General features: G+C 70.3%; 22 protein-coding genes. 10 read left to right on the plus strand and 12 right to left on the minus strand.

Features of this window, described 5'->3' with window-relative positions; all coding sequences use genetic code 11:
• Window positions 1-78: 78 nt before the first annotated feature.
• From OIC96_RS37880 to OIC96_RS37895, 4 genes are all read left to right on the plus strand, one after another.
• Window positions 79-3,534, plus strand: coding sequence for a DNA polymerase III subunit alpha (locus OIC96_RS37880; protein WP_330303503.1), 3,456 nt, complete (start codon window positions 79-81; stop codon window positions 3,532-3,534).
• Window positions 3,531-4,505, plus strand: a complete 975-nt coding sequence (locus OIC96_RS37885) for a DNA polymerase Y family protein (RefSeq protein ID WP_330303502.1) — start codon at window positions 3,531-3,533, stop codon at window positions 4,503-4,505. Before OIC96_RS37880 ends, OIC96_RS37885 begins: the two co-directional genes overlap by 4 nt.
• Before the next feature lie 185 nt (window positions 4,506-4,690).
• A complete protein-coding gene (locus OIC96_RS37890; protein ID WP_330303501.1) occupies window positions 4,691-7,471 on the plus strand; it encodes a CHAT domain-containing protein in 2,781 nt (926 codons plus the stop codon).
• On the plus strand, window positions 7,464-7,961 hold the full coding sequence (locus OIC96_RS37895; protein ID WP_330303500.1) for a hypothetical protein: 498 nt from the start codon (window positions 7,464-7,466) through the stop codon (window positions 7,959-7,961). The genes OIC96_RS37890 and OIC96_RS37895 overlap by 8 nt, the downstream gene beginning before the upstream one ends.
• Window positions 7,962-7,970: 9 nt before the next feature.
• On the opposite strand, the gene OIC96_RS37900 is transcribed toward OIC96_RS37895, so the two are convergent.
• Window positions 7,971-8,345 (minus strand): cupin domain-containing protein, encoded by a 375-nt coding sequence (locus OIC96_RS37900; RefSeq protein WP_330303499.1) that lies wholly within the window; start codon window positions 8,343-8,345, stop codon window positions 7,971-7,973.
• A 142-nt stretch (window positions 8,346-8,487) separates the two neighbouring features.
• On the opposite strand from OIC96_RS37900, the gene OIC96_RS37905 reads away from it, so the two are divergent.
• Both OIC96_RS37905 and OIC96_RS37910 read left to right on the plus strand, forming a co-directional pair.
• On the plus strand, window positions 8,488-8,934 hold the full coding sequence (locus OIC96_RS37905; RefSeq protein WP_330303498.1) for a MarR family winged helix-turn-helix transcriptional regulator: 447 nt from the start codon (window positions 8,488-8,490) through the stop codon (window positions 8,932-8,934).
• Between the two features lie 171 nt (window positions 8,935-9,105).
• The gene (locus OIC96_RS37910) at window positions 9,106-9,966 is read left to right on the plus strand and encodes an esterase/lipase family protein (protein ID WP_330303497.1); all 861 of its coding nucleotides are present in this window, start codon (window positions 9,106-9,108) and stop codon (window positions 9,964-9,966) included.
• Window positions 9,967-10,069: 103 nt separating this feature from the next.
• Here OIC96_RS37910 and OIC96_RS37915 read toward each other — a convergent pair whose 3' ends face one another.
• Together OIC96_RS37915 and OIC96_RS37920 are read right to left on the minus strand one after the other, a co-directional pair.
• Complete coding sequence (locus tag OIC96_RS37915; protein WP_330303496.1) at window positions 10,070-11,083, minus strand: lytic polysaccharide monooxygenase auxiliary activity family 9 protein; 1,014 nt, start codon at window positions 11,081-11,083, stop codon at window positions 10,070-10,072.
• 378 nt (window positions 11,084-11,461) lie between these two features.
• Complete coding sequence (locus OIC96_RS37920; RefSeq protein WP_330303495.1) at window positions 11,462-12,808, minus strand: pentapeptide repeat-containing protein; 1,347 nt, start codon at window positions 12,806-12,808, stop codon at window positions 11,462-11,464.
• Window positions 12,809-13,053: 245 nt separating this feature from the next.
• On the opposite strand from OIC96_RS37920, the gene OIC96_RS37925 reads away from it, so the two are divergent.
• Entirely contained in the window at window positions 13,054-13,503 is a 450-nt protein-coding gene (locus tag OIC96_RS37925) for a GNAT family N-acetyltransferase (RefSeq protein WP_330303494.1), read from the plus strand.
• Window positions 13,504-13,535: 32 nt separating this feature from the next.
• On the opposite strand, the gene OIC96_RS37930 is transcribed toward OIC96_RS37925, so the two are convergent.
• Window positions 13,536-13,670: a hypothetical protein gene (locus OIC96_RS37930; RefSeq protein ID WP_330303493.1), complete on the minus strand. Its 135-nt coding sequence runs from the start codon at window positions 13,668-13,670 to the stop codon at window positions 13,536-13,538.
• A gap of 137 nt (window positions 13,671-13,807) precedes the next feature.
• Between OIC96_RS37930 and OIC96_RS37935 the strand changes: the two genes are divergently transcribed.
• On the plus strand, window positions 13,808-14,434 hold the full coding sequence (locus OIC96_RS37935) for a class I SAM-dependent methyltransferase (RefSeq protein WP_330303492.1): 627 nt from the start codon (window positions 13,808-13,810) through the stop codon (window positions 14,432-14,434).
• Between the two features lie 49 nt (window positions 14,435-14,483).
• Here the strand turns inward: OIC96_RS37935 and OIC96_RS37940 are convergent, their stop codons facing one another.
• Both OIC96_RS37940 and OIC96_RS37945 read right to left on the minus strand, forming a co-directional pair.
• Complete coding sequence (locus OIC96_RS37940) at window positions 14,484-14,984, minus strand: DUF402 domain-containing protein (RefSeq protein ID WP_330303491.1); 501 nt, start codon at window positions 14,982-14,984, stop codon at window positions 14,484-14,486.
• On the minus strand, window positions 14,965-15,894 hold the full coding sequence (locus tag OIC96_RS37945; RefSeq protein WP_330303490.1) for a GNAT family N-acetyltransferase: 930 nt from the start codon (window positions 15,892-15,894) through the stop codon (window positions 14,965-14,967). The genes OIC96_RS37940 and OIC96_RS37945 overlap by 20 nt, the downstream gene beginning before the upstream one ends.
• A 71-nt stretch (window positions 15,895-15,965) precedes the next feature.
• Between OIC96_RS37945 and OIC96_RS37950 the strand changes: the two genes are divergently transcribed.
• Window positions 15,966-16,334, plus strand: a complete 369-nt coding sequence (locus OIC96_RS37950) for a GntR family transcriptional regulator (protein ID WP_330303489.1) — start codon at window positions 15,966-15,968, stop codon at window positions 16,332-16,334.
• 5 nt (window positions 16,335-16,339) lie between these two features.
• Here OIC96_RS37950 and OIC96_RS37955 read toward each other — a convergent pair whose 3' ends face one another.
• Together OIC96_RS37955 and OIC96_RS37960 are read right to left on the minus strand one after the other, a co-directional pair.
• Window positions 16,340-17,107, minus strand: a complete 768-nt coding sequence (locus tag OIC96_RS37955; RefSeq protein ID WP_330303488.1) for a DUF72 domain-containing protein — start codon at window positions 17,105-17,107, stop codon at window positions 16,340-16,342.
• Window positions 17,108-17,177: 70 nt separating this feature from the next.
• Entirely contained in the window at window positions 17,178-18,272 is a 1,095-nt protein-coding gene (locus tag OIC96_RS37960; RefSeq protein ID WP_330303487.1) for a DUF5925 domain-containing protein, read from the minus strand.
• Window positions 18,273-18,439: 167 nt separating this feature from the next.
• Here OIC96_RS37960 and OIC96_RS37965 point away from each other — a divergent pair, with 167 nt between their 5' ends.
• Window positions 18,440-19,855: a GH39 family glycosyl hydrolase gene (locus OIC96_RS37965; protein ID WP_330303486.1), complete on the plus strand. Its 1,416-nt coding sequence runs from the start codon at window positions 18,440-18,442 to the stop codon at window positions 19,853-19,855.
• Between the two features lie 66 nt (window positions 19,856-19,921).
• Here OIC96_RS37965 and OIC96_RS37970 read toward each other — a convergent pair whose 3' ends face one another.
• The 4 genes from OIC96_RS37970 to OIC96_RS37985 are packed head-to-tail and all read right to left on the minus strand — an operon-like array spanning window position 19,922 to window position 26,337.
• A complete protein-coding gene (locus tag OIC96_RS37970) occupies window positions 19,922-23,722 on the minus strand; it encodes a lipopolysaccharide biosynthesis protein (protein WP_330303485.1) in 3,801 nt (1,266 codons plus the stop codon).
• Window positions 23,715-24,512 (minus strand): polysaccharide deacetylase family protein, encoded by a 798-nt coding sequence (locus OIC96_RS37975; protein WP_330303484.1) that lies wholly within the window; start codon window positions 24,510-24,512, stop codon window positions 23,715-23,717. Before OIC96_RS37975 ends, OIC96_RS37970 begins: the two co-directional genes overlap by 8 nt.
• Window positions 24,509-25,522, minus strand: a complete 1,014-nt coding sequence (locus OIC96_RS37980) for a glycosyltransferase family 2 protein (protein ID WP_330303483.1) — start codon at window positions 25,520-25,522, stop codon at window positions 24,509-24,511. The genes OIC96_RS37975 and OIC96_RS37980 overlap by 4 nt, the downstream gene beginning before the upstream one ends.
• On the minus strand, window positions 25,519-26,337 hold the full coding sequence (locus OIC96_RS37985; protein ID WP_327427581.1) for a glycosyltransferase family 2 protein: 819 nt from the start codon (window positions 26,335-26,337) through the stop codon (window positions 25,519-25,521). Before OIC96_RS37985 ends, OIC96_RS37980 begins: the two co-directional genes overlap by 4 nt.
• Between the last annotated feature and the right edge of the window lie 273 nt (window positions 26,338-26,610).

The following is a 26,610-nucleotide window of genomic DNA, read 5'->3' on the forward strand; positions in this document are numbered from 1 at the left end:
TGGTCTATGGTGGGGGTGAGGTAGTTGGGAACTAATGTTCGAGAGCCTGGATAGGGCTCGCGAGTGCGGGAGGTGCGTGTGCCAGGGTTCACGCATCTGCACACCGTTTCCGGGTTCTCCCAGAGGTACGGGGCCTCGCACCCGGAGCGACTGGCCGAGCGCGCCTCCGAGCGGGGCATGGACGCCCTCGCCCTCACCGACCGGGACACCCTCGCGGGCACGGTCCGGTTCGCCAAGGCCTGCGCGAAGGCGGGCATCCGTCCGCTGTTCGGCGCGGAGCTCGCGGTCGGGGAGCCCGTACGCGGGGAGCGGCGTCGCGCGCCGGTCCGTGGCGGTGCCTTCATCGACGAGTCGACACCACGCGTGACCTTCCTCGCCCGGGACGGCGCGGCCGGCTGGGCCGATCTCTGCAGAATCGTTACGGCGGTGCATGCGGACGGCGGTCCCGGCTCCGGCGCGGGCCAGCCCCTGCTGCCCTGGCCGGACAACCACGCCGAAGGCCTGACCGTGCTGCTCGGCCCCGTCTCCGACGTCGGCCGGGCGCTCGCCGCCGGGCGCCCGGACCGGGCCGCGAAGCTGCTCGCGCCCTGGCGGGAGATCTACGGCGACGCCCTGCGCCTCGAAGCCGTCTGGCACGGCCGCAAGGGCACCGGCCCCGGCTCGCTGCGCCTTGCCGCCCGCACCGTCGGCTTCGCCGCCGAGCAGCGGGTGCGGCCGGTGCTGAGCAACGCCGTCCGGTACGCCGACCCAGGCCTCGGCCCGGTCGCCGACGTGCTGGACGCCGCCCGCCGGCTCGTCCCCGTCGACCCGCGGCGCGAGCTGGACTCCGGTGAGGCCTGGCTCAAGGACGAGGCCGCCATGCTGAGCGCCGCCGAACGGATCGTCGAGTCCGCGGGCTACCGCCGCGACACCGCGTACCGCCTGCTCGAACAGACCCGGGCCACGGCCGCCGAGTGCCTCGTCGACCCCGAGGACGACCTCGGCATCGGCACCGTCCACTTCCCCGAACCGCACCTCGTCGGCGCGGGCCGCCGCACCGCCCAGCGTGTCCTGGCCTCCCGGGCGGCGGCGGGCATGGTGCAGCGCGGCTATGACCGCAAGCGGGCCTATTGGGAGCGGATGCACCGCGAGCTGGACATCATCGCCCACCACGGCTTCGCCTCCTACTTCCTGACGGTCGCTCAAGTCGTGGACGACGTACGGAAGATGGGTATCCGGGTCGCCGCGCGCGGCTCCGGCGCGGGCTCCCTCGTCAACCATCTCCTCGGCATCGCCCACGCCGACCCCGTCGAGCACGGTCTGCTGATGGAACGCTTCCTGTCCAAGCGCCGCTCCGTGCTGCCCGACATCGACATCGATGTGGAGTCCGCGCGCCGCCTGGAGGTCTACCGCACGATCATCGGCCGGTTCGGCACCGAGCGGGTCGCGACCGTCTCGATGCCCGAGACCTACCGGGTCCGGCACGCCATCCGCGACGTGGGCGCCGCCCTCTCCATGGACCCCGCCGACATCGACCGGATCGCCAAGTCCTTCCCGCACATCCGCGCCCGCGACGCCCGCGCGGCCATGGACGAGCTGCCCGAACTGCGCGAACTGGCGGGGGAGCTTCGGCGGGAAGGAGAGAAATACGGCAGGCTGTGGGAGCTGGTCGAGTCCCTCGACGCCCTTCCGCGCGGCATCGCCATGCACCCGTGCGGTGTCCTTCTCTCCGACGCTTCCCTCCTCGCTCGTACGCCGGTCATGCCGACCAGCGGCGAAGGCTTCCCTATGTCGCAGTTCGACAAGGAGGACGTAGAGGATCTCGGGCTGCTCAAACTCGATGTGCTGGGCGTGCGGATGCAGTCCGCGATGGCGCACGCGGTGGCCGAGGTGGAGCGGGCGACGGGGGACCGGCTGGACATCGACGCGGTACCGCCGGGCGACCCGGCGACGTACCGACTCGTCCAGTCCACCGAGACGTTGGGCTGCTTCCAGATCGAGTCGCCGGGCCAGCGCGACCTGGTCGGACGCCTGCAGCCCGCGACCTTCCACGACCTCGTCGTCGACATCTCGCTCTTCCGGCCCGGCCCGGTCGCCGCCGACATGGTGCGGCCGTTCATCGAGGCGCGGCACGGGCGGGCGCCGATCCGCTATCCGCACCCTGACCTGGAAGGGCCGCTGAAGGAGACGTACGGAGTCGTCGTCTTCCACGAGCAGATCATCGACATCGTCGACATCATGACCGGCTGCGGGCGCGACGAGGCGGACCGGGTGCGGCGCGGACTCTCCGACCCCGAATCGCAGGGGCGGATCCGGTTCTGGTTCGCGCAGAACGCGGCGGCCAAGGGGTACGACGCCGAGACCATCACGCGGACCTGGGAGATCGTCGAGGCCTTCGGGTCGTACGGCTTCTGCAAGGCGCACGCGGTCGCCTTCGCCGTGCCGACGTACCAGTCGGCGTGGCTGAAGGCCCATCACCCGGCCGCGTTCTACGCCGGGTTGCTCACCCATGACCCCGGGATGTATCCGAAGCGGCTGCTGCTGGCGGACGCGCGGCGGCGGGGGGTGCCGATCCTGCCGTTGGACGTGAACCGGTCTGCGGTCGCCCACCGTATCGAACTGGTGTCTGAATCAGCTGGCTCCGCCGGTCGCTGGGGCGTCCGGCTGGCCCTCTCCGACGTGCACGGCATCAGCGAGGCCGAGGCCGCGCGGATCGCGGACGGGCAGCCGTACGCCTCGCTGCTCGACTTCTGGGAACGGGCCCGGCCGAGCCGGCCGCTCGCGCAGCGGCTCGCGCAGGTCGGCGCACTGGACGCCTTCGGCGCCAACCGGCGTGATCTGCAACTGCACCTGACCGAGCTCCACCGGGGCGCGCGCGGCGCGGGCGGCGGCCAACTCCCGCTGACGGGCGGGCGGAAGACCGCCTCCACCGGGCTGCCCGACCTCTCTTCGGCCGAGCGGCTCAGCGCCGAACTGGGCGTGTTGTCGATGGACGCCTCGCGCAATCTGATGGACGACCACCGGGAGTTCCTGGGCGAGTTGGGCGTGGTCACGGCGCGCCGGCTGCGGGAGGCGCGACATGGCGAAACGGTTCTGGTCGCGGGTGCCAAGGCGGCCACCCAAACCCCGCCGATCCGCTCCGGCAAGCGCGTCATCTTCACCACCCTGGACGACGGCACGGGCCTGGTCGACCTCGCCTTCTTCGACGACTCCCACGACGCCTGCGCCCACACGGTCTTCCACTCCTGGCTGCTGCTGGTGCGCGGGGTGGTGCAGCGCCGGGGTCCGCGCAGCCTCAGTGTGGTGGGCGCGGCGGCCTGGAACCTCGCCGAACTGACCGAACTACGCGCCGAGGGCGGCCTCGACGTGGTGGCGGCGCGGCTGGCGGAGCCCGTACCGGAGCCCCCTCTGGAGGGGGAGGGCGCGAAGGAGAGCCGGACGATCCGCATGTCCACGGGGTACGAGATGCACCCCTGGGCCGATCTGCGTCCCGCGGGCGAAGGGCCCGCGGGGGGAAAGAAGTTGTGGCACCAGAGTCCGGGGAGTGCGGGATGACCATCCTCTGCGTACGTTTCCAGCTGCCTCCGATGTACGAGGCCGCCCTGCCCCAACTCCTCGGGTTGCTGGAGGAGTTCACCCCCGTCATCGAGGCGTTGCCGCCCGACGGCGCGCTGCTGGATCTGCGGGGCGCCGAACGGTACTTCGGGCGCGGTGCCGTGGAGTTCGCCTCACTGATCCGGGTGCGGGCGCTCGCCCTGTACGGGATCGACTGCGTGATCGGCGCCGGGCCCGGGCCGATGCTCGCCCGCATGGCCCTGCGGGACGCCGCGCCCGGAGTGACCCGCGTGGTGCCCGAAGACCCGGACGCCGCCCGGGAGTTCCTCGCCGGGCGGCCCGTCGCCGCGCTGCCCGGAGTCGGCGGCGCCACCGCCCGCACCCTGTGCGAGTACGGCCTCGACACCATCGGCAAGGTCGCCGCCGCACCCCTGTCCACGCTGCAACGCCTCACCAGCGCCCGCACCGGCCGCGAGCTGCACGAGAAGGCGTCCGGCATCGACCGCGGCCGGGTCGTCCCGAACGCCACCTCCCGCTCCCTCGCCACCGAACGCCCCTTCTCCCGCGACGAGTTGGACCCGTCCCGGCACCGCCGCGCCCTGCTCTCCGCCACCGAGGAACTGGGCACCCGGCTGCGCGCCCTGGAGAAGGTCTGCCGCACGCTGACCCTCACCGTCCGCTACGCCGACCGCTCCACGACCACCCGCAGTCGCACGCTCAAGGAGCCGACCGCCCACTCGTCGACGCTCACGGAGACGGCGTACCGCATGTACGAGGCGCTGGGTCTCCAGCGTGCCCGAGTCCGTGCGATCGCCCTGCGCGCCGAGGGCCTTACCCCCGCCGAACAGGCCTCCCACCAGCTGACCTTCGACCCGGTGGACGAGAAGGTCCGCCGTATCGAGGAGGTCGCGGACAGAGCGCGGGCGAAGTTCGGGCCGCATGTGATCGGGCCGGGGACGCTGGCCGCGTGACGTCCGCGCGACCGTGGCCGACCCGGCTCTTGGCTCCGCCGGGTGCGGGACGGTGCGCGAGTTCTCCGTGTCCGTATGCCGGGAGGCCGGAGTTCGGTCGCGATCGAGCACATTCCGTGGAATCACCCGGGTGACTGCGCCACACTGGCTGATGCCAGTCGGGCACGGTGCGGGGGGACTTGCGGGTGGACGTCGATTTCCAGGTGGAAGTGGGGCCTCGTGGCGAGGGCGGCTACCCCGTGGTGTTCCGCGCGGCCGGCGGCGAGGAGGCGCCCGGGGTGATGCGGCTGCCGCCCCTGCGGGACCTGGAAGCACTGGCGGCGCGGGTGCCGGACGCGGTGGTGGCGTCCTCGGCCCGGGTACGCCGTGCCGCGGTCGGGGACGAGGCGCCGGTCCGGGAGCTGGGGCGGATCCTGTTCGACGCCCTGCTCGCCGGGACCGGGTCGGCCCTGCTGATGGCCGCGCGCAACCGTGCCGCCCAGCAGGGCGGACAGGTACGGCTGGTGCTGCGCGTCCAGCCGCCCGAACTGGCCAGGCTGCCCTGGGAGTTCATGTACGACACCGGCGAGGACGGCTACCTGGGACTGGATCTCCCGCTGGTGCGCCATCCGCAGGTCGCACGGCCGGTGGCCGCGTTACGGGTGGTGCCACCGCTGCGGATTCTGGGGATGGTCGCCCGTCCCGACGACCAGGAACCGCTGGCGGCGCACGCCGAGCAGCAGCGGCTGCGCGAGGCGCTGGCCGATCTGGTGGCCGAGGGCCGGGTGGAGCTGGGCTGGGTGGCCGGGCAGACCTGGCGCGACCTGCGCGACGCCGTCCGCCGCGACGCCCGTACCCCCGCTCCGGGCGGACAGCAGCCGGGCCAGGGCGGGTGGCACGTGCTGCACTTCATCGGGCACGGCGGGTTCGACGCCCGGGCACAGGAGGGCACCCTGGCGCTGGCCGGTGAGCAGGGCGGCACGCACTTCCTGGGCGCCGGGGAGCTGGCGATGCTGCTGGCCGGCCATCCCTCACTGCGCCTTGCGGTGCTCAACGCCTGCGAGAGCGGGCGCGCGGACGCGCTCAACCCGTTCTCCAGCGTGGCGGGTGCGCTGATGCGCAAGGGCATGCCCGCCGTGCTCGCCATGCAGTACGAGGTGAGCGACGAGGCCGCCCTGGAGTGCGCGCGCACCTTCTACGAGGCCCTCGCCCGACAGCTGCCGATCGACGTGGCGGTCATGGAGGCCCGCCAGGCCATGTCCATCTCCCGGCCGCAGACCCTGGAATGGGGCACGCCGGTGCTGTACATGCGCTCCCTCGACGGCAACGGGCATCTTTTCGACCTTGCCGACGACGCCGGTCCCGGCCCCGCTCCTGACCTCCGCCCCGCCCCTGACCTCGGCCTGGGCCGCGGCCTAGGCCTAGGCTTCGGCCTTCGGAAGAGTCCCTCGGCAAAGCAGCGGGCCGACCTGGACGAGCTGTACGCCGAAGGGCTCGGCGCCCTGTACACCGACCGGTGGGACCAGGCGGTCGAGGCGTTCCGTACGGTCATCGCGCACGACCGCGACTACCGCGACAGCCAGGCCAAACTCACCCGGGCGCGCCACGGCCAGCGCCTTGCCGCGTTGTACGCCGCAGCCACCGAGGCCGTGGCCGCCCGTGACTGGGAGCAGGCGGTCGAGAACCTCGAGACGATCGTCACCACCGAGCCCGGCCACCGCGACGCCCAGGAGCTCCTGGAGCAGGCGCGCCGCGAACAGGTGACCGCACAACTGCACGACGAGATCGTCACGTTGTACGGAGCCGGCCATTGGGAGGCCGTGCTGGTCGCCGCCGAGCGCCTGCTGCAGCGTACGCAGGAGGCCGATGCCGTCGCGGAGTTGGTGGCGATGGTGAGCGGTGCCCGGGAAGCGCTGGCGACTGCCGAGCGTGACCAAGCTCTTGCGGGCGACTATCGCGAGGCTCTGGAGCATCTCGATGCGGGGCGCTGGCAGCGTGCTGTGGAATCGCTGGCGCACGTCAGAGCCATCGACCCCGACTATCGTGACACCACCCAACTCACGGCCCGCGCCCGCCAGGAGATCGGCCGTACCTCCGCGGGGATCTCCGAGGCGGTCCCTCTCCTCAGCTTCCGGGCACCGGGTAGTGTCCACGCGGTCGCCTTGAGCCCCGACGGCACCCGCCTGGCAGTCGGTTGCAGCAAGCGGACTACACTTGTCATTGACGAACGAGGTACGGAAATCGTCCGTCTCCGGCACGGCATGTTCGACGTCGCATGGAGTGTGGCTTTCAGCTCCGACGGGTTTCGCTTCGCCACCGCCGGTATCGGCACTGTGCAGATATGGGACGCCGACACCGGTGCCGAACTGTTCAGTGTCGCCCCGCGAGTCCCTGTATACGAGGTGGCACTGCATCCCGACGGCGCGCGCTTGGCCACCGCCTGTAACGACAACGCCACGCGGGTGTGGGACATCGCCACGGGTGCCCAACTGCTCAAGGTCACCCACACCCACCCTGCATGGGGAGTGGCGTTCAGTCCGGACGGCCTGTGCTTGGCCACCGCCAGCGGCGACAACACCGCGCGGGTGTGGGACGCCGGCACCGGTGCCGAACTGCTTAAAATCACCCACACCAAAGCGGTGAATAGCGTGGCATACAGTTCGGACGGCCTGCGTTTGGCCACCGCCAGTGCGGACAAGACCGCGCGCGTGTGGGACGCCAACACTGGCGCGGAACTCCTCAAAGTCACCCACGACGACACTGTGCGCAGGGTGGCGTTCAGTCCGGACGGCCTGTGCTTGGCCACCGCCAGTGAGGACAACACCGCGCGGGTGTGGGATGCCGGCACCGGTGCCGAACTGCTCAAGATCACCCACACCAAAGCGGTGAATGACGTGGCGTTCAGTTCGGACGGCCGCCGTCTGGCCACCGCCGGCAAGGACAAGATCGTAAAACTGTGGAGCCTGACCGGAGGCGACGATGACTGACCCCGAACCCATTGTCGCGGATCTCCTCCTCGATCGTCATGTCACCCCCGAGCAGGAACAACCGCTGACCGACGCCCTCACCGCGCTCGGTTACTCGCCGAGCGTCCGTGTCCTGCCACCGCGTCGCGCGGTGGAGCCGCTGACCTGGCTCATCCTGATCGCCCTCCCCCTACAGGCATTCCTCACGACGCTGGGCGAGAAGGCCGCCGAGGACGGCTACGGCCTGTTCCAGAAGGCCATCCGCGCCATCCGGCGCCCGGCCCCGGCCCTGGCACCCACGCCCGTGCCGGCGCCCGAGCCCCCGCCGGCGCCCGTCGTACTCCAGGACCCGGCCACCGGCCTGCGCGTCATCCTGGAACACGACCTGCCCGACGAGGGCTACCGGCAACTCCTGACCATCGACCTCACCCAGTACCGCCTCGGCCCGCTGCACTACGACCAGGCGCGGGGCCACTGGCGTTCCGAGCTGGACGAAGTCCAACTTCGCTGACGTTCCTGGTCAGTTGGCCCACGGCGGAGTGATCACGGAGCCGTCGGCCAGCTCCGCCTGAAGGCCGATGGACGTGGTGACCCACGACACCGCGGTCTCCTGGGTCGGGTTCTCGACGCCGAGCGTCGCGCCCGGGTTGATGATCACCGTGTCGCCGGCGGTGATCCGCTCGGTGCGGCCGTCGAGGGTGATCAGCAGTTCGCCGGCGAGGAGGTGGAAGATCTCCTCGCGGTTGACGGTGTGCAGCGGGGCCTTGGTCCCCGCGGGTATCTCGCCGCGCCAGGCGCACAGCTCCTTGCTGCCGCTCAGGGGAGTGGCGTACGAGATGAAACGGGCGCCGTGGATCTCGTGGGTGACGGCTTCGGACGAACGGACTACGGGCACGGCGGACCTCCATGGACGTGGACGTGGACGTTCGGGAATGTGGGAATGGTCAAGCTCCTTGACCACGCCTCAACATGGTCAAGCTGATTGACCAATACGTCAAGCTGCTTGACCAAGATGCCCGGGGTGTTTCAATGCATCCGTGCAGAACTCCGAGGCCATGGCCCTGTCCGCCGCGCTGCTCGCCGTCGCCGGTGAGCTGACGCAACGTATCCATGACGGTGTGGTCGCCCGGGGGTTCGAGGGGGTGCGGCCCGCGCACGGCTTCGCCTTCACGCGGCTGGCCCCGGACGGGGCGACGGTCACCGACCTCGCCGGCCATCTGGGGGTCACCAAGCAGGCCGCCAGTCAGCTCGTCGAGGAACTCGTCCGCAAGGGATACGTCGAGCGGCGCCCGCATCCCGACGACGCGCGCGCCCGGCTGATCGTGCTGACCGAGCTCGGCTGGGCCTGCACTCGCGCGGCGGAGGCGGCGGCCGCCGATGCCGTGCGGGCGTGGGGTGAACTGCTCGGCGAGGGTGAAATGCGCGCGTTGCGTGACTGTTTGGTGCGCATTGCGCCCTACGGTCCCATCAGGCCCGCCTGGTGACGGTTCAACGGCTGCAACCACCGCCTCTGGTTACCGCTGGAAGTTTTTACTGACGCGTAACTTCACACCTGAGCTACTCGCCCGTAACTTGACGAGTGAACAGCATCCTCGTGATCCGGATCACAGGGCGTACGCCGTCGCAACTCCCTTGAGCCGCAAGGAGATCACACGATGCTGCCCTGGAAGCGAGTGCTCAGACCCCTGACCGCGCTGCTCCTGACCGCCGCGGTCGCGGTCGTCCCCGCTGCCGCCGCCCGAGCCGATTCCGCCCCCAGCAGTGGTTGGAACAACTACTCCTGCAAGCCGTCCGCCACCCACCCCCGTCCCGTCGTCCTCGTCCACGGCACCTTCGGGAACTCCGTCGACAACTGGCTGGCCCTCGCGCCCTACCTGGTGGACCGCGGGTACTGCGTCTACTCCCTCGACTACGGGCAACTGCCCGGCGTCCCGCTCTTCAACGGCCTCGGCCCCATCGACAAGTCGGCCGAGCAGCTCCAGGTGTTCGTCGACAAGGTGCTCGCCGCGACCGGCGCCGCCAAGGCCGACCTCGTCGGCCACTCGCAGGGCGGCATGATGCCCCGCTACTACCTCAAGTTCCTCGGCGGAGCCGCCAAGGTGAACGCGCTCGTCGGTATCGCGCCCGACAACCACGGCACCACCCTCAGCGGTCTCACCAACCTGCTGCCGTACTTCCCGGGTGCCGAGGACCTGCTGAAGGCGTCCACCCCTGGGCTCGCGGACCAGATGGCCGGATCCGCGTTCATGACCAAGCTCAACGCCGGCGGCGACACCGTCGCGGGCGTCCACTACACGGTCATCGCCACCGAACACGACGAGGTGGTCACGCCGTACACCTCGGGGTTCCTCACCGGCTCCGACGTCCACAACGTCCTGCTCCAGAACCTGTGCCCGGTCGACCTCTCCGAGCATGTGGCGATCGGCCTCCTCGACCGGATCGCGTACCACGAGGTGGCGAACGCCCTTGATCCGGCGCACGCCACCGCCACCACCTGCGCGTCCGTGTTCAGCTGATCCAACTGGTCTAACTGGTCCAACTGATCCAGCCGATTCGGCTGAGCGCCCCGCCGGGGTCTGTCCTGCCTGAGCCGCCGGACAGACCCCGGAGTTTTTCGTTCTAGCGGCCGTGCCGGCCGCCGTTCACCGCGCGGCGGCGGACCGAGGCGAACAGGGCCGCCGCGCCGAGGGCCAGGGCGGCGGCGCCACCGACCGCGATGTACGACGTGCTGGAGTCGCCGCCGGTCTCGGCGAGGTTCTCCGAGGAACCGGCGGCGTCCGGCTGGTTGGCGTCGGTGTCGGTATCCGAGGCCGGGGCGGCTGTGCTGGGTTCCGCCGACGTACTGGCGTCGTCGTCACCGTGACCGTGGTGCTCGACGGTCGACTTGTCGGCACCGTCCTCGATCTGCTCCTCGGAGGGTGCGGAGGCGGTCGGGGCGGGCGAGGAGCTGCTCCCCGCACCCCCACTGCCGCTGCCGCTCGCGCTTCCGCCGAAGGCCACGTCCGAGCAGGAGTAGAACGCCTCCGGGCTGTCCGAGCGCTGCCAGATCGCATACAAGAGCTGCTTGCCGGAGCGCTCCGGGAGGGTGCCGGAGAACGTGTAGAAGCCGCCCGAGGCGACCGGGTCGGTGGCCGTCGCGACCGGGTGCTCAAGATCCAGGTCGTCCCAGGCGAGCGGCTGGGACGGGTCGTAGCCCGCCTTCGTGATGTACACCTTGAAGGTGCCCTTGTGCGGGGCGGTCACCCGGTACTTGAAGGTGTACGAGCCGCTGCTCACGCCGGTCGCGGGCCAGTCGGCGCGCGCCAGGTCGAGCCCCTTGAACTCGTCGTTGTTCGCGCTGCACAGCTTGCCGTCCGGTATCAGCGCCTGGTGCTGCCCGTTCGCGTCGCCGATCCGGATGCCGTTCCAGTCGTAGAGCGCCTGGGTGCCACCCGCCGCGACGGCCGCCTTGCAGGCGTCCGACGTGGGGCTCTCGGGATTCTCCGCGTAGCACTGGGACACACGGCTGACCGGGTCACCCATCGTGCCGTGCGCGGCCGCCGGCGCGGCGGCGAGCGCGGTCAGGGCGAGCGGGGCGGCACCGACGACGGCGATCGCGGCGACCTTGCGGCGAGCGGTCGGGCGAGCAGGCATGGGGGAACTCCTCGAAACGGTCCTTCAGACGCGGGCGGAACCCGTGGGGGTGATCAGCAAACTAGCCCCAAGAAACCGTGAAATCGCCTGCTGGAGACGGGTGATGGAGATCCTTATGGCGCCGTTAAGGCGGGGCTAACTGAGGGCTCAGGAAGGGTGGTTGAAGAGTCCTGTCTCACCTGCGGGCGAGCCGTGGCACTGTCCGCGGTTGTCCGCGTCCGTCCGCGGTGAGACGCCTTGGTTGGCTCCCCGAATGGCTCCCGGCCGGAGGCGCAGGAGCAGCGAGGCGGGTGCCGCAGTTCGAGTCGGGCGATGGGCGTGACCAGCCGCGAAGAAGACGACGAAGAAGGCGGCCGCGAAGAAGCCCCGGCGCAGCGCCTAGGCGCCCGCCGGTACAGGGAGAAGACCCCACTCAAACACGGTGCCGCTGAACGTGGCGTCGTCGAAGGTGACCGTGCCGCCGGAGAGGGTCGCTCGCTCGAAGTAGACCGTGCCGCCGCTGAACGTCGCGCCGCCGAAGTAGACCGTGCCGCCGCTGAACATCGCGTCGCCGAAGTAGACCGTGCCGCCGCTGAACGCCACGCGGTTGAAGGTGACCGTACCGCCGCTGAACGTCGCCCCGTCGAAGTCGACCAAGCGGCCGCTGAACGTTGCGCTGCTGAAGTCGACCGTGCCGCCGCTGAATGCCGCGTCGCCGAAGCCGACCGTGCCGCCGCTGAAGGCCGCGTCGCCGAAGTCGACCGTGCCGCCGCTGAAGGCCGCGCCGCCGAAGTCGACCGTGCCGCCGCTGAACGTTGCGCTGCTGAAGTCGACCGTGCCGCCGCTGAACGTCGCGTCGCCGAAGTCGACCGTGCCGCCGCTGAAGGCCGCGTCGCCGAAGTCGACCGTGCCGCCGCTGAACCTCGCGTCGTTGAAGGTGACGGTGCCGCCGCTGAACCTCGCGAGCCTGAAGTGGACCGTGCCGTCGCTGAATGTTGCATCGGCGAAGGAGACCGTGCCGCCGCTGAACGTCGCGAGGTCGAAGTCGACCGTGCCGCCGGTGAACCACGCACCGACGAAGTAGACCTTGCCTTGAAAGTGGCTGGTTGAGAAGCTGCCGCCGTCGAAGACCGCGCCGGTGAAGTTGAAGTTGTTCCGGCACCAGGCGGTGCGTGCGTCTGGGTCCTGCAGGTGGTCGCGGATGACGCGGATGATGGTCTGGCGTACCTCCCGCTCGCCTGCTTTGTGGCCTGGGGCTGTCGGGTCGGGTTCGTAGGGCATGCGGAGGTAGGCGCACAGGACGTCGATGCAGACCTGGCGTTGTTCTGCCCAGTCGTCGGCGAGGCGGGCGAGGGCGTAGACGCCGGCGAGGCGGACGGCGGCCTGGTCGTGGCCGAGCTGTTCGGCGGCGGTGGTGTAGCGGTCGGCGAGTTGGCTTGCGTCCGCGCGGTGTGCGTCGCCCTCGGCGAGGAGCTGTTTGCGGTAGGCATAGAGACCGGCGAGGACGGCACCGATCAGGGTCAGTGCGGTGACGGTGGCCTTGAGGACGTCATTGATGTTGACCGGCTTGGGCGGCTTCTGGTCGGTGGCCGCCTGCGCGAAGTGGTCGTAGGCGTAGTGGTAGATGACCCAGCCGAGGGCGCCTGCGGCTATCAAGGCCACGGGGGCCACGACCCAGACGGGCCAGAGGTTCGGTGTGTACCGGCCCCGGGGGGCCTCGCGCTTGCGCCGGAATGAGAATGCCACGTCAGGATCATGGAGCCTAGCGGCGCCCGGCACAGCGGCTTGACGAAAGAGACCGCAGGCCCCGGCCCGCCAGAACTATGTCGGGGCCTGTAGGCCTTCGATTCAGTCGGCGCGGCCGCCGGGTGATCGGCCGCTGGGAGCTCTCCATCGATCCCATCGGCACTCTCCGAGGCGCCCTGAGCCGCGGCCCAGACGTCCCGCTAAGGAAGTGCTGAGACTGCGCTCAGGTAGGTAGCGTGCGCGGCATGACAGACGAGGAGATCCGGCCGGCCGTCGCCGCCGACGTACCGGTCGTGAAGGCCGTCATCGACGCGGCGTTCCACCCCTACATCGAGCGCATCGGGCTGGTTCCCGTGCCCATGGAGGCGGACCACGCGGCGAACGTGGCCGCGGGGCGCGTGTTCGTGACGGGGGAGCCGGTGACGGGGCTCGTGGTGATCGAGCAGCACGCGGACCATCTGTACCTCGACACCATCGCCGTCCGGCCCGATGCCCACGGCAAGGGCATCGGGCGACGGCTGCTGCATTTCGTGGACGCACGCGCGCGTGCGCTCGGACTGCCCGAGATCAGGCTTCTCACGAACGCGCTGATGTGGGAGAACCAGAAGATCTACCCGCGGTACGGCTACGAGGTCGTGGAGCGTAGTGTGGACGGCCCGTACGACCGCGTGCACTACCGCAAGCGGCTGGACTGACGGTTATGGGTCCTGGCGGTGGTCGTGGCGGCTCAGCCGTCCGGCCACCACGTTCGTGCGATGTCCTTTCGGACCTCCGGGCGCTCGGCCGGACGCTCGTCGGCCTCTTCCCGCACACGGCGGGAGTCCGACTTCCTCAGGGGCTTCTGCACGGTCACACGGCGCATGGCTGCCTCCTTGTGTCTACCGGGTTCCGCTGGGGTACGGAGGTAGACCCTTTCCGGGAGAGTTCCTCATCGGTCGGGATCTGTCTGTGGCGGCTGTCACGAATCGACTGTCAGTGGTGGGTGTCACCCTGGGGCGCATGACGAGTAACAGTGGCATGAATCCGGGGACGGATGTGGACTGGGACGCGGAGTCCGTCACCTTCGACGACGAGCCCGATCACGGCCTGCGTGACCCTCTCGTAAGGGAGGCATGGGCGGCCCGGCTGCGGACCTGGCTGCCGGAGCGCGCGGCCGACATCCTCGACCTGGGCTGCGGCACCGGCAGCCTGTCACTGCTCGCGTCCGAGTGGGGGCATCGCGTCACCGGGGTCGACCGCTCGCCGCGCATGGTCGACCTCGCCCGCGCGAAGCTGGCGGGCCGTGACGCGGTGTTCCTCGTCGGTGACGCCGCGGCACCGCCCGTCGGTGAGCAGCGGTTCGACGTGCTGCTCTGCCGCCATGTGCTGTGGGCGCTGCCCGACCCCGAGCGCGTCCTTCGGAACTGGCGCGGACTGCTGCGCCCAGGAGGGCGGCTCGTCCTCGTCGAGGGCGTGTGGGGGACCGTGAGCCCCGTCGGCATGTCCGCAGGCCGGCTGACCGCCCTGCTGAAGCCCCTCGTGACGGACGCGGCCGGCATCCACGTGGAGCCGCTGTCGGGCGACGCGCGGCTGTGGGGGCGGGAGGTCGAGGACGAGCGGTACGCGGTGGTGGCCACCCTCAAGTGACATGACGGGGGTCCAGGGGTGGCGTGAAGGAGGTCCCGCACGGCACCCCCTAGGCAAGCAATGCCTCGAAGTCGCCCTCGCGGGCCAGGCGTTCGAGTTCGTCCAGGGCGTTCTCGGCGGCGGTCGCGGCACGCGGATCGGTGGTCGCCAGGCCACTCTCCGCGAACTCGTCCTCGTCCAGCCGCAGTACGGTCCTGCCGTCGGCCGAGCGCCACAGGTCCAGGTCCAGATCCTCGACGACGAGCTCGCCGCCGGAGACGGTGGCCGGACGGGTGATGTCGCAGTACCAGCCCTTCAGTACGCCCTCGGCGTCACGGACCTCCTTCACCGCGTACCAGCGGTCCCGCCAGTAGTACTCGGTGAAGACATCGCCCTGCTCGAACCGTACGAAGCCGAAGTCCCGGACGCCGTCGCCCGCCCATGGCGCACGCACGGTGACACGGGTGCCGTCGTCGTCGAGCAGCTCGGCGGGGTAACGGATCTTCGTGCGGCCCGCCTTGACGAGGACGACCTCCAACATGCCAGGGGTGTCAGCCGAGTTCGCGGACATACTTCACCTCCGTCGCGCAGATCTCGTAACCGAACCACTTGTTGATCGCCAGCATCGGCCCGTTGCCGGAGTCGTTGCCCGTGAACGCCTCCGTGAAGCCGGCGGCGCGGGCGCGGTGCAGCGAGTCGTTCTTGGCGAGCTTGGCGAGGCCGCGGCCCCGGAAGGCGCGGGCGGTACCCGTCATCACGGTGCCGTAGCGGGTGCCGCCGTCGGTGCGGGCCGCACTGAACGCGGCGGGGTGGCCGTCGACCACGGCGACCGAGGTCAGCTCAGGGCTGAACAGGGGGTTGTGCCAGGTTTCCGTCATCCAGGCGTCGTAGTCCGTGAACTCGCGGTCGACGTCGCTCGGTTCGTCGAGCAGCGTCTCCGCGTCCAGGCGGAACAGGGGGCGCGGATCGTCGGCGAAGTCCGCGGCGGTGCGCAGCTCCACACCGGGCGGCGGGGACTGGAGGGGCGGCAGGGTGCCGTTCGCCAGGTCGAGGCGGAGGAAGTGCGCGGAGCGGCTGGCGCGGTAGCCGTGCCTCTCCGCGAAGGCCCGGTTCCCGGGCTCGTCCAGGACCCAGGCGTACAGCCTGGTCGCGCCGAGGGCGGCAAGGTGCTCCTCGGCGGCGCGCACCAGCAGCGCGCCCGCGCCGCGTCCCGTCCGCTCCGGGTGCACATAGACGTTGACGTACGCCTGGCCGGGCTCCGGGCTGTCGTAGATGACGCCCACCCGTGCCGTGCCGATGAACTCGCCGCCCTCCTCGGCCAGCAGCGGCTGGTAGTGGGAGTCGGGGTGGGCGTGCTCCACGTCGTAGGCGATGGACTCGGGGGTGTCGAGCATGAAGGGGAGGGCCAGGTGACGGATGCGGGCGAAGCCCTCGGCGTCTGCCTGGCTTCCGCGGCGCAGCTCGCGAACGATCACTGTCATGGAGTCGCACGCTACGCGTGGGTTGTGTGCGGATGCCTCTCATTTTCCGGTGGGTACGGGACAATCGCTGGGTGACCCTGAAGATCCACATCGATGAGGGGGCCGCGCCGTACGAGCAGGTGCGCGCCCAGATTTCCGAGCAGGCCCGGTCCGGCGCACTGCCGGTCGGCTACAAGCTGCCCACGGTGCGCGGCCTCGCCGAGTCGCTCGGCCTCGCGGCCAACACCGTCGCCAAGGCGTACCGGGCCCTGGAGACGGACGGGGTGATCGAGACACGGGGTCGCAACGGAACGTTCGTGGCTGCCGCAGGCTCGGCCGCCGAGCGCGAGGCCGCGAGCGCCGCGCAGGCCTATGCCGAGAGGGCACGCCGCCTCGGCCTCGCGGAGTCGGCCGCACTCGACGCCGTACGGGATGCGCTGCGGGCGGCTTACGGGGCCTAGGGCGTTCAAGACGTCGGCACGCGGCCCGGCGTGCGCGTCACCGTCAGGCCCGTTGCCGTTGCCGCACGGGCGAAGGCCATCGCGTCGTGGACCGCTGCCGCGTACAGGTCGTTGTTGAAGTACGCGTACACCTCGTCGTCGGGCCAGGTGGCGGCGATGCGGTGGGCCCAGGTCGTCAGGGACTGCCGGCCGTAGCGCGGCCATTGCCGGGCGCGACCCTCGTGGAAGCGGAGATACCCCCAGTCGGTGGTCCGCCACAGTGGGGTCACCGGGCGGGCGAGCACGTCGGCCCAGCAGAGGGCGGCGCCCCGTGACTCCAGCACGGTGCGCACCTCCGGCGTCCACCAGGAGTCATGGCGCGGTTCGACCGCGATCCGTGTGCCGGAGGGGAACTGGGCGAGGCAGTCGTCGAGGAGACCGGGGTCGGCGTGCAGGGTGGGCGGGAGCTGGAGCAGGACCGGGCCCAGGCGGTCGCCCAGGCCCGCGGCGTGCGTCATCAGGCGGTGCACCGGCTCCGCCGGGTCCCGCAGCCGCTTGATGTGGGTCAGATAGCGGCTCGCCTTGACGGTGACGACGAAGTCCGGCGGAGTGCGCTCCCGCCAGGCCGCGAAGGTCTCCCGCGACGGCAGCCGGTAGAAGGCGTTGTTGATCTCGACCGTGGCGAACCGCGCCGCGTACTCCTCCAGCCAGAGCCGCAGGGGCAGCCCGTCGGGGTACAGGACGCCGCGCCAGTCCTTGTACTGCCACCCCGACGTGCCGACGTACAGGGTCATACCTCCATCAAAGCACCGCTCGCGCGTGCCCGAGGCGCTGAGGAGCCACAGATCTCGCGTGCCCGAGGAGCTACAGATATAGCCCCGCGTCCGCGCCCTCCCGCTGGTCCGGTACGGACGTCGGAGTCGTCCCCCGGCGCAGCGCGTACAGCTCCGCCAGGGTCGCGCCCTCGCGGGGGACGTCTTCCTCCGTGCCGAGCCAGTTGACCGCCTCGGGGCGGGTCAGCGGGCCGACCTCGATACGGGCGAGACAGCGGCCGGGGCGGACGACGGCGGGGTGGAGACGCTCCAGGTCCTCGTTCGTGGTGACGCCCACGAGGACGTTGCGGCCCTGGCCCAGCAGTCCGTCCGTGAGGTTGAGCAGCCGGGAGAGCGCCTGGCCCGCCGTGTGCTTGGCCTCGCCGCGGATCAGCTCGTCGCAGTCCTCGAGGAGGAGCAGCCGCCAACGCCCCTTGCCCGTGCCGTCCTCCTCGCCGATCGCGATGTCCATCAGATAGCCGACGTCCGAGAAGAGCCGCTCCGGATCGAGGACGCAGTCGACCTGGCACCAGTCGCGCCAGGAACGGGCCAGCGTGCGCAGGGCCGATGTCTTGCCCGTGCCCGGCGGTCCGTGCAACAGCAGCAGCCGGCCGGCGATGTCCTCCGGCGTCGTCTTCATCAGGTGGTCCATCGCGTCCGCCACCGGCGCTGTGTAGTTGGGGCGGATCTCCTCCCACGTACCCGCCGAGATCTGGCGTGTCGTGCGGTGCGGGCCCCGGCGCGGGGACACGTACCAGAACCCCATCGTCACGTTCTCCGGCTGCGGCTCGGGCTCGTCGGCCGCGCCGTCCGTCGCCTGGTTCAGCACCTTCTCGGCCAGCTCCACGCTGGTCGCGGTCACCGTGACATCGGCGCCGCGGTTCCAGCGGGACACCAGGAGGGTCCAGCCGTCGCCCTCGGCGAGCGTCGCGCTGCGGTCGTCGTCGCGCGCGGAGCGCAGCACGCGGGCGCCCGGCGGGAGCAGCGTCGCCCCGGACCGGACGCGGTCGATGTTCGCCGCGTGCGAGTGCGGCTGCTCGCCCGTCGCGAAGCGGCCGAGGAACAGCGCGTCGACGACGTCCGACGGTGAGTCGCTGTCGTCGACGTTGAGCCGGATCGGCAGAGCGTCGTGTGGGTTCGCAGACATGTCGCCATGATCCGTCACACGGGCGCCCCGTGCACCCGGTTTCCGCAGTGCGTCCTGTGTGTCGGCTGTCGTCCGACGCTTGCGGTGTACCCCCTCCGTCCTGTTACAGGGCTGTGGTGTGACGAGATCTGTCCCGCGGCCGATGCCCGCCGTTACTGTTGCCCATGATGGGACGTCATGGGTGGAATTCGGGGGCACGGCGGTGGCGGCTCACCGCGCTGCTCGGAGTCGGTGCGGCCGCTCTGGCCCTGGTGGTGACCCTGCTCAACACCCTGCCGGGCGACGGCGGGAGCACCGCGGGCACGACCCGCGACGGGGACAAGGTGCACGGCACACCGGTCACCCCGCCCGACACGCCGCAGCCGGCGGTGGGCTGGGGCTTCACACACACCCAGTTCAGCGCCGACGAGGGCAGCGACGCCGCCGTCGAGCGCGCCGAGGGGCTGCTGGAGAAGCAGTCGCTGCCGCAGAACCAGCACATCATGGGCTGGGGTGCGGGCAACCCCGAGCCGTCCAAGGGGCGTTACGACTTCTCCGAGATGGACCGCCGTATCGACTTCATCCGCAAGTCCGGCGGCACCCCGACCGTCACCCTGTGCTGCTCCCCGGACTGGATGAAGGGCGGCAAGTCCGGCACCACCGACTGGAGTCAGTCCGCCCTGGAGACGGCCCCGGACCGCGCCCACTACAAGGACTTCGCCGCGCTCGCCGCGACCGTCGCCAAGCGCTATCCGGACGTACGGCACTTCATCGTCTGGAACGAGTTCAAGGGCTTCTGGAACGACAGCGAGGCCCGCTGGGACTACGAGGGCTACACCGAGCTCTACAACCTGGTCTACAAGGCGCTGAAGAAGGTTGACAAGGACATCATGGTGGGCGGTCCCTACCTGGTCATGGACAGCTTCGACCCGCGGCAGACGGAGAACGCGTCCACGACCCTGAAGGGCACCTGGGGCGCCATGGACCAGCGTGTCCTCGACGCATTCGACTACTGGAACAAGAACAAGGCGGGCGCCGACTTCGTCGTCGTGGACGGCTCCAGCTACACGAACGACGACGACATGCTGCCCAATGAGTTCGCGGCCACCGACAAGCTCACGGCTGTCGGCAAGTGGGTGCGCGAGCAGACGCACGACCTGCCGCTGTGGTGGGCCGAGTACTACGTCGAACCGGCCGACGGCAACGACGACCGCAAGGGCTGGTCCGAGACCCACCGCGCCGCCGTCCAGGCCGCCGGAATGATCGCGATGGTCAAGGGCGGTGCCTCCTCCGGCTTCTACTGGAATCCGGAGGAGGAGAAGGGCACCGACTGCGCGGGCTGCCTGTGGACACCGACCGACAGCGCCGGCGGGGGGAAGGAACTCCCCATGTACGGGCTGGTCTCCCGGTTCAGCAAGGAGTTCCCGCCCGGCACCACGTACCGGACGGTGTCGGTCGCCGCGGACGACGTGCCCAACGTCCGCGTCCTGGCCACCGACAAGACCGTCCTCGTGATCAACATCCTCGACCGGTCGATCAGCGCGAAGGTGGACGGGAAGCGGTTCGAGATGGGGGCGTACGAGGTGAAGTGGCTCACGCGATAGACCGCGCAAGCCACTTCACCCGAACCACCCGCACCACACCACACCGCTCGCACTGCTTCGCCCGCGCTACTTCATGGTCAGGAACCGCTGCACCATCGAGGCCAGCAGCACCGCCAGCAGCGGCAGCGAGAACCAGAAGCTGCTCTGCAGCCAGCGCAGTTGACGCACGCTCGGCCGCACCGCGACCCGTACGACCTCCCGTGCCGTCAGCAGCACGATGAGCGCGATCGCCGCCAGACCGCCGACCACCGACCACGGTGTCCAGGTGACCTGGGGCCCGATCGGGCCGGGTTCGGCCCTCGGGACCTTGCCCGCGGGCTGCTTGCGCAGCACGTACATCGTCACGTCGTCGTTGACGAGGACCTTCTTCAGCTCCGGCCGGTCGTCGAGGTTGGTGATCAGCCTCGGCTCCCAGGTCGCCGAATAACCCACGTCCATCTCCAGATAGACGACCTGACTGCGGTTGATCATCAGATACGAGTTCGGGCCCGCGTCCTTGAGCGCCTTGACGAGCCCGGACACCAGGACCGGGTCGGCGGGCGCCAGCGTGGGGACGTACTGCACCTTCTCCATGTCCTTGGCGCCCCACGGCATCGCGGGGGTCACATTGTTGATCGTGTCGTTGCTCAGCCAGAGCAGCCGCACGGTCGGATCGTCGTGCTCGTACACGTAGTTCATGGCCGCGACCTCGCCCGGCCTGATCCGCTCGAAGGCCTCGTTGCCCCAACGGGCCACCAGGAAGCCGCCCATGAGGAGCAGACCCGCCATGAGAGCCGCGAGCGGGGCGAGACTCACCCGGTCCTTCTCACGTTCCTTCGCGGTGACGCCGGTGCGCGGGAACAGGGCGAGTCCGGCCAGCAGGGCCGCGCCCGGGAGGGCGAACATGAAGACCCGCAGGGCCATTTCGCCGCCGTACGACTGCATGCCGAAGCCCAGGAACGGCACGAAGGTGAGGACGAGCAGCGAGCGCTCGCGGTACTTGTGGTCGCGCCGCCGCCACCAGCCCCAGCAGGCGAAGGCCATGATGCCGCCGGCGAGCAGCACGCGCGTGTAGAGCACGAGCTTGTGCGTGGAACTGCCGCCCTGGATACGGCCGGAGACGGACGTCGACACATTGCTGCCCACGCCGCCGACCCCGCCGAACAGGTCGTTGAAATGCCCCGACCAGTACGGCTCGGCCATGAAGCTGATCCAGACGGAGACCAGCACGGCGAACAGGATGGGCAGGCCGCGCAGTTCGGAGCGGCCGATGAGGACGAGGACCGCGAGGACACCCAGCATCACGAACGGCGTGAGCTGGTGTGCCGGGACGGTCGCCGCGAACAGCCCTATCAGGATCACGAGGAGTACGGCCCGCTGGCGGCGGTCCGTCGGCTCGACCTCCGCCTCGCCGGGTCGCGCCTTCGCCCACAGCACGCGCGGCGCCCTGAACCACACGAGCAGGATCGCCACGAAGACCAGATAGAGCAGATACGTGAAGCCCTGTGGCGAGAAGTAGTCCTGGCCGACCCAGCCGCTCAGCGTGAAGATCCAGATGCCGGTCCACTTGGCCCGCCAGCTCGCCCGCATCGAGCGGACCAGGAGGAACATCGGTGCCAGGTAGAGGAGCTGGATCGTCAGCGGCCACCAGCGGATGACCTCGCTGAGGTCGGTGACTCCGCAGGCCTTCGCGACGAACGCGGCGGCGGCGAAGAAGCCGGGCCAGCTCCAGCGGGCGTCGAGGTCGGGGACCGCGGATCCTGTGCGGTCGATGTAGTCCAGGAAGCCGAGGTGCTGCCAGGCCGTGGCGAACCGTGGCTCTGTTTCGATCACCGCGGGCAGTGCGTGCAGGGAGACCACGGTGGCGAGCAGGGTGAAGAGCAGGAGGCCCTTGTGCTCGCTGTTCATCCAGAGGAGTGAGGCGAAGACCGTGACGAGGAGGGCTGCGCCGAGCAGGGTGGGCAGCGGGAGTATGGAGATGAGTCCTAGTCCGCCCATGCGGGCGAGGGAGCCGTCGTTGAGGCCCAGGGCTGGGACCCAGTAGAGGAGCAGGGCGGAGATCAGTAGGCAGCCGAGGACTACGCCCGGTTTGGACGGGTGCCGGAGGCGGTCTCGTAGGGGCGGGTTGTCGGTCGGCTGCGGGGCCGTTGTGGCTGGTCGCGCAGTTCCCCGCGCCCCTGACGGGGCGCTGTCCTTGGCCTGTGGTTCAAAGGGAGCGTCGATTTCCTGAGCCTCGGATGGGCCCAGTGATGCCTCCGAGCCCGGTTCCCTTGCCTCTACCGGGAGGCCCACTGGCGGTTGCTTCTGTGCCCAGGTCGGGCGTCGTACCGCTGGGGTTCCCGCCGGGGGTGTGCCCGGGCCCGGGCGGACGTCCGGCCTGCGTTCCAGGTGGTCGAAGTCGACGTGGATGCCGAGCGCGAGGGTGTCGGCGTCCAGCGTCTTCGCCCAGGTGGGGCCGGTCTTCGCCGTGGGCTTCTCGCGTGCTCCCAGGTCGGCGAGGTCGCCGTCGGGTGCCGCGTCCTCGGGGACCTCGGCGGGCGGTGCGGTGCGCACGATCTTGTACAGCCTGGGCGCGGCGATCGTCACGATCACCGCGAGGCTGGAGATCTCGGCGACGCCCGCGCCGGTCAGGCCCATGCGGGGCAGCAGGATCACCGTCAGGCCGAGGACGAGGACGCACAACAGGCCTTGCAGATAGGCGAGTCCGGAGGTGCGGCTCTGGGCGCGCAGCACCGCGAAGTAGGTCTCCATGACGACCCGCAGCAGCGCGCCGACGGCGAACCAGCGCAGCAGCGGGGTCGCCGCGTGCGCATAGCCGTCGCCGAAGACGTGCAGGATGAACGGGGCGCCGAGGAACAGCAGCCCGCACACCGGCAGCATGATCCGCGCCATCCGCTTGAGCGCGGCCCGGGTGTTGGCGGCCAGGCGCGCCGGGTCGTGCGAGCCCTCGACGGTCAGCGAGGCGCCCATGTTGATGGCGAGCAGGTTGACCGTGCCGCCGATGGTGGTGGTGATGTAGAAGTACGCGTTGTCGGTGGAGCTGACCTGTGAGGCGACGATCACCGGGACCAGATAGACCACGGCGAGCGAGAAGAGTGAGCCGGTGTAGTCGCCGGCGAGGAAGCGTCCGACCTCCTTGAGCGTGGGCGGGTGCGCGCGCTCCTCGGTCGCCTTGATGTGCCGGGGGACCAGGCGCCGGAAGACCAGCAGCCCGAGCGGCACCACCGACAGGGCGATCGCGGCGATCCAGGAGACGAAGACACCCGTCGTGGGGATCGCGGCGGCGAGGCCGATCAGCAGTACCAGCTTCACCGCGGAGAACACCGTGTTGCCCACCGGCACCCACAGCGCGCTGCGCAGCCCGGTCAGCACCCCGTCCTGGAGCGTCAGCACCGACCAGGCGACGACCGCCAGGATGAACCCGAGGCCGTTGAGCGGTCCGTGCAGGAAGCGGTACGAGGGTCCCCACAGGTTCAGGGTGAGCAGGAACAGCACGGCGGCAAACGCCACGATCACCGAACTGCCCGCGTACGTACGGAAGATGAGGCGTCCGGTGGCGCGCCCGGCGACGGGGATGAAGCGGGCCAGGGCGCCCGTCAGTGTCACCGCGGTGAGACCCGCGAGGAGCTTCATCGCGGCGATCGCGGCGGAGCCCTGACCGACCGCGGACTCGGAGTAGTAGCGGGCGGCGACCAGCCAGTACCCGAGCCCGAGCACCGCGGAGATCCCGGTGTTGAGCATCAGGGCGTAGGCGTTGCGGAACAGCTGGTTGCCCCCTCCGGCCTCCTTGCGGCCCCTGCCGGGCAGTCGGAGACGGCGGCCCGGCTGCTGTCCGGGTGCCTCGGTCGTGGGCGTGGAAGCCTGGGCTGTGGTCGTCGTGTCAGACACGGGAACGGATGGCCTTCCGGCGGACCTGTCGTGCTCTTCGGACCATGGCATATCCCTTGGTGAGGGCGCGGTCCCGGGCGAAATTGCGGGCGATCGCGCGGCCTTCGACCAGCCGCTCGAACTCCTCGATACCGGTGCTGCGGCGCACGGTGACGCGTTGCAGGGCGTACGGTCCCTGCCGGCGCCGTGCCAGGCCGTTGCCGACGGCGAGCGACTGGGCGAACCCCGCCTCGCGCACCGTGCGGCGCACCCGGCGGCTGGAGTAGCCGTACGGGAACGCGAACGACACGGGGCGGGCGCCCAGTTCGTCGGCGATGATCTCCTTGCAGCGCAGCAGCTCGAACCAGAGCGTGTCGTCGGGGAGCTGGTCCAGCTGCGGGTGGGTGTGGCTGTGCCCGCCGATCTCCACCTGGGCCTCGGCGAGCTCGCGCACCTGGTCCCAGTCCAGCATCGTGTCGAGGCCGCCCCCGGTGTCGTACGCGCCCTTGATCCACCCCGTCGAGACGAACAGCGTGGAGGCGAAGCCGTGCTTGGCGAGCGCGGGCAGCCCGTGCCGGTGCACGCCCTCGTAGCCGTCGTCGAAGGTGATGAGGACGGGGCGGGCGGGCAGCGGGCCGCCCGAGCGCCAACTCGTCGCCAGCCGCGCCGTGTCGACCGGGGTGAACCCCCGGTCGTCCAGCAGCGCCATCTGCTCGGCGAACGCCTCCGGCGCGACGGACAGCGCCCTCGTCGCGTCGTTCGGCGAGCGTGCGATCGAGTGGTACATCAAGATCGGCACGGGTTCGCTCATGCTGCCGCCCCCTCGTCGCCCCGGACCCCCTCGATCTCCACCACGGAGAATGTGGCCCCACCCCCGCGTGCCCGGACGCTCCCGAGAACGTACCCGCCCGCCGCCGTCAGAACCCCGGCGACGATGGCGCCCGCACGGCCCGCGCCGCCCGGGCGGGCCAGTGCCGCGTCCCGCAGTCCGCGCAGGATCCCGGCGGGCAGGACACGGGTCGTGTAGCGGCGCTCCGACTCCAGTCCCTTGCCGGAGCCGACGCTTCGGGCGACGAGCGCCTTGGACAGACCCTCGGCGTACGCGCGCGTGCGGAAGTACCCGAAGTGCTCGCGCGCCTCGGGAACCCGGTGGTGGATGACCGCCCGGTCGTCGATCAGCAGGATCGCGTCGGGCCGGGCGCGGGTGAGGCGGATGCACAGCTCCGTCTCCTCGCAGCCCAGCGGGCGCTTGTCGCCGTCGCGGCCGATGCCGGTCGCGAAGCCGCCCGCCGCGTCGAACGCCGTGCGACGGAAGGAAGCGTTTCCGCCGAGGACGTTGCGGACCTGGACCCGGCCCGGTGGCAGCCCTTTGTACGTGCAGCCCACCACCCAGTCGAACTCCTCGGGGAACCAGGCCGGGCGTCGGCCCGACGCCCAGATCGGCATCGTACGGCCGCCGACGGCCATGACCCGCGGGTCCGCGTACCCCGCGGCGAAGTGCCGCAGCCAGTCCCGCTCGGCCACGGCGTCGTCGTCGAGGAACGCGATGATCTCGCCGCGCGAGACGGCGATCCCGGTGTTGCGGCCCGCGGACAGACCGCGGGGGCCCGCGTTGGCGAGCACCCGCACCGCGTCGGTCTCCTTGTACTCCCTGGTCAGTCGCTCCAGGAGCGTGGCGTTGTGGTCCACGACCAGGAGCGTCTCCAGGGCGGGCAGGGACTGCGTCCGCACCGAGGAGACCGCCGCGAGGATGTCCTCCCAGCGGTCCTCGGTGTAGACGCAGACGACCACCGAGATGCGCGCGATGTCCGGCTCGCTCAAGACACCTCTCCCTGGCCCGAGTTGAGCTGGGCGGCGTGCGGCCTGCGGCGCAGCGCGCGCCGGTTGGAGCGCTCCTTGAGGATCACCTTGAGCACCCGGAACCCGTCCCGGACGGCGCGCAGATTGCTCGTGCCGTGGATGCGGAGGTACTCGTGGCTGGGTATCTCCTGCACCTTGAGGCCTGCCTTGACGACCCGGATGTTCATCAGGGTCTCGACCTCGAAGCCGGTGCAGTCGAGGTCGATCTTGTCGAGGCAGTGCCGCCAGAACGCGTTGTATCCATAGCAGAGGTCGGTGTAGCGGGCGCCGAACTTGGCGTTGACGGCCGCGCACAGCACCCGGTTGCCGAGCTTGCGGATCGGTGTCATGTCGGACGTGCCGCCACCGTTGGCGAAGCGGGAGCCCTTGGCGAAGTCCGCCCCGGACACCAGTGCGGAGACGTACGACACGATCTCGTGGCCGTCGGCCGAACCGTCCGCGTCGACCATCACGATGATGTCGCCGGTGCACGCCTCGAATCCGGTGATCAGGGCATCGCCTTTGCCCTTTCCGCGCTGCTCGACGACCTTGACGTCGGGCCACAGTTCGCGGGCCACTTCGACGGTGTTGTCGGTGGAATTGCCGTCTACAAGAACCACTTCGTGTATCCAGCCGGGAAGGGTCTTGAAGACGTACGGGAGATTCTCGGCCTCATTCATGGCGGGAATCACGACGCTCACCGGCGGCGCAATGGCCAAGTGAGAGGAGATCGGCCGGTACTTGCCGGCCATTAACGGATCATCGCCCGAAACGGCTGGGCGCAGGACGGAACTCATGAGTCTGGTCCCTCTCGTCCGGTGGACCGCCCGCCCCTGGGCAGTCCGGTTCTTTGTCCGGTTCGAAAGGGGGGTTCTCACTTACGGCATGACGAAATAGATCTTCGTGCCTGCCGGGTGAGCTGGCAAAGCTGGCCGGCTTTCGGAAAAGCGGAAACCGGTCGCGCGGCACGACTCGGCACAGTTGTGGTCACCGAGCACGGCACCCCCCTACCGCGCCCCGCGCCGGGCCTCCATCGCGATCTTGAGCCCTCCCCTAGATCGCATTTGCAT

Source organism: Streptomyces sp. NBC_00775 (assembly GCF_036347135.1).
In the GTDB taxonomy this organism is placed as follows: domain Bacteria; phylum Actinomycetota; class Actinomycetes; order Streptomycetales; family Streptomycetaceae; genus Streptomyces; species Streptomyces lutosisoli.